At 41.5% G+C, this 3,364-nt stretch carries 2 protein-coding genes and 1 pseudogene; all 3 read right to left on the bottom strand.

The features are described 5' to 3' along the window. Positions 1 to 107 (bottom strand): transposase family protein (locus tag IM500_RS24725; protein WP_242029940.1); only part of this gene is annotated, 107 nt, incomplete at its 3' end. Between the two features lie 31 nt (positions 108 to 138). After that, positions 139 to 720 carry a DUF4277 domain-containing protein gene (locus IM500_RS07785; protein WP_287738077.1) on the bottom strand — a complete coding sequence of 194 codons (582 nt, stop codon included), beginning with the start codon at positions 718 to 720 and terminating at the stop codon, positions 139 to 141. A 315-nt stretch (positions 721 to 1,035) separates the two neighbouring features. After that, positions 1,036 to 2,805: pseudogene (ltrA, locus tag IM500_RS07780) on the bottom strand (group II intron reverse transcriptase/maturase). Positions 2,806 to 3,364 lie beyond the last annotated feature (559 nt).

Genomic DNA, 3,364 nt, shown 5'->3' with positions numbered 1-3,364 from the left:
ATTGTTCCTAGTATTATTACTACTAATACTATCCATAAAGGGTGTCTTTTTCCTTGATCTTTCCGAAAGTCCTTGACTTGTTTCAGTTTTTCTATTAAGCTCAACATATATTTGAAAGGTTGGCGGTCACTTCTCATTTTACCTGATAGTGATCGCTTTTACTTTTGATATTCTGATGGGAGAATGAAACAGCCCTACTGGGGTTGGGGGGGTAGAACCCCCCAAAAGCATGGATTGAGAGAAAAAATCGCAAATAACCCCCAACTTTAGCGGAGATTTTCCCTTTAAAAATCTCAACTGAGTAGATTTACAAAAATGAGATGCACCCGAAGTTGAATCTAGGTGAGAAGTTCCCATGATGATTTTAAAAACTTCTACCGCTTTGAGACAAATACCGATAAATAAACGGCTGATGCCAGCCATAAAAATTAAATCTAGGACTCTGCGATAGCGGTCATCATGGAGGTCACTAGCCTTTATACCTTTGCCTAAGAGATGTTCTAGGGGTTTATCTTCAAAAAACTGACTGAACAGATATAAGGGAGAGTTAATAAATCCTAAGCCATTGAGAATCATTGCCTTAACGACTAGACCTGCACTGATTTTAGTGGTGTCTTTTTCTCCAAGTTGTTGATTAATATAGTCCACAATGCCTAGCTCATCAATGATAGCGGCGATGATGCCTAAATGGTCGAGATTTTTAACGGTTAGTTGAGTCATTGTCAGGTGAGTGACTGGTTGATTTGATTGTAGCTATTCCGTCGCTATTTCTGAGTTTATTTTTTACTTCCTCTTAACCAGTACGGAATATGGGCTATTAGCGATGACTCTGTGCGTGTTCGTAAACTTCCAATTCGATAAAATGATGTCTAACACTGGGTTAGTGTCAATCCAGTAGGGTGCGTTAGGCGGCTACTAATTTGGTTAAAAAAAACAAAACTAATAATCCGCCGTAACGAGTAGGGGTCGAGAAGGTCGTCACCGACCTCCCCTCCCATTCAGAACCGTGCATGAGACTCTCATCTCACACGGCTCCTAGTTTGATTGCTCCCTTGTTAAGGATACAGATTGACTTCTTTGGGTTGGCCTTGTATTATCTATATTAACCTTTGATGGTGTTAAATTAGATGATTTTAGGCTTCCATCCGATGCCGATTGATCATCGTGACAGTGGCGGTGTAGTAATTGAAGGTTTTTATATTCATCCTTTCCGCCTAGGCTGATAGGGTGAATGTGGTCAACTTCGATTAAATCCGATGGGGTGAAATACTGCCCACATAGGCTACACTTGCCTTGTTGCTTCTTAAGTAGTTTGGCTACTCTTGTAGGTGTGTCGATTGCTTGTCCTCGTCTGGTCGCCCTGTAAGTCCAATTTCCATCGTAAGGTGAAGCGTCGGGACGTACTAGGGTATGTCTGACAATTGGTGTCCAGTTATGTTTCCATAAGTGAAGACCATCTTTGGTTTGAAATAGCCAAGATTCTTGTCTTTCTTTCCCATTGCTAAGTTTAACTGTACCCGGTCTAAAGTAGTTTCTCAACTTTTCGTAGTCCGCTTTACCGCATCTTGATTCTGTCCATGCCCTTAACATTAACCAGATTGTGTAATCTAGTTTATTGAAGGTATCCGTGGATACTACTCCTGAGTAGTAATTAGCCCAACCTCTAATGATTGGGTTTAAGTGACTAATCAGGGCTGATTGAGGTGCTGTTTTATATTTTTTAATTACACCTTTTATCGCTTCTGTGTGGGCTTTAACTGCTTTTTGGCTAGGTTTAATGTGGGTTAGGAATGTTTTAGGTATTGCTTTCGCTATTTTTCCTGCTTTGTATTTTCCGGCTGGGTATTGTCTGATATTGAATCCTAGAAAGTCAAATCCGGGTTCTTCCGTTTTCCCATCATATTCAATGGGTTTGAGTGTGTGACACACTCTGGTTTTTTCTGGTTTGAGTTCTAATCCAATTGGTTTTAACCATTCAGAAATGGCAGTTTGGCACTGTTCAATGATTTCGAGTGATGGTGAAATCACTACAAAATCATCGGCGTATCTTATTAAAACAGCTTGATTTCTATTCCTCTTTTTAGGGAATAGTGTTTCGATAAATCTTGCCATTCCATCCAGTGCTATGTTAGCAAGTAGTGGACTTATTACCCCTCCTTGAGGTGTCCCTGTTTCTGTTTATTCAAATACGCCGTTATCCAATACTCCTGCTTTAAGCCATTGTTTTATGTCTCTTTTCAAGGAACTTGGACAATGAATTTTGGACAGTAAAAGGTCGTGATTAATTCGGTCAAAACACTTGGCAATGTCAGCATCTAATACGAAGTAGCTACTTTTATTAATGCTGAGGTATATCCTCGATATTGCATCATGGGCAGACCTTCCGGGTCGAAAACCGTAGCTGGTTCCTTCCATTTTTGATTCCCATTCTGGTTCGAGTGCCGATTCAATCAACGCTTGTCTAGCTCTGTCTTTGATGGTTGGTATTCCTAGAGGGCGTTTTTCATCCCTACCCGGTTTAGGAATCCATACCCTTCTTAGCGGTTTTGCTTTCAGTGTTCCTTTGATTTCTTCGGTTAGATTTAGCCTTTGTTCTGGGGATATTACTATCTTCCCATCAACTCCTGCTGTTTTCTTTCCTTGATTATCTTGGGTTACTTTGCGAACCGCTAATAGACGAGCGTAGTACGATTTCACCAATAGACGTTGCCACCTTCTAACCTTTGCATCCTGTCCCGATTTAGCCGCTTGGTATATTCTCTTTTGGAGCTTGAAAACATATCTTTGGATTTTACCCCAGTTGATAGCTTTCCATACATTCGTAGTCTTAGTGGTTTTCGGTTTCCCGAACCCTTTACCTTCTCAAGGGTTTCGTCATATAGACTCCTACTAGACTCTATCCTTACAATCAAACCGTAACCTGTTAGCATATCCTGATTATTACCGTCAGGCTTTGGCTTTTGGTTACATCTCACACCCTTGAAGGCTTGCGCTTACACTTGTCACTACTGGGTATTTCGACCGATACTCAGAGCCTAAAAGGGCTTATTACGTTCCGTTTATATGGGCATTCCATCTTTAGATTTGTCCTGTCCACCGGGGTACTTTAACGGACTGTGTAAGTGAGATGGCGAGTTCCTTACTTTTCCCCTTGTTCTTTTTGAACGCAGTGTGTCAACCTATTTCACTGCTTAATACTTACGATGGTTCAGGTCGGACATTCGGCTCACGCCTAATCGTGGATGGTTGGCAGTGGTCTCGATTCTGGTGTTAGGTTACACCTCTCTCGCCTTCCGTTCCCCGCTTCAGTCCCAGAGTTGTGACTTCTGAATCTGGGGGTGGCTAACGCCGTTACTCTCACCTT

This window comes from Microcystis sp. M179S2 (assembly GCF_020245805.1).
GTDB lineage: Bacteria > Cyanobacteriota > Cyanobacteriia > Cyanobacteriales > Microcystaceae > Microcystis > Microcystis aeruginosa.
Note: the sequence above shows the minus strand (reverse complement) of the source record. Positions and strands in the feature narration are given on the sequence as shown.

Coding starts and splice junctions, on each gene's coding strand:
- IM500_RS07785 (WP_287738077.1), bottom strand. CDS start 720: ATGACTCAACTAACCGTTAAAAATCTCGACCATTTAGGCATCATCGCC.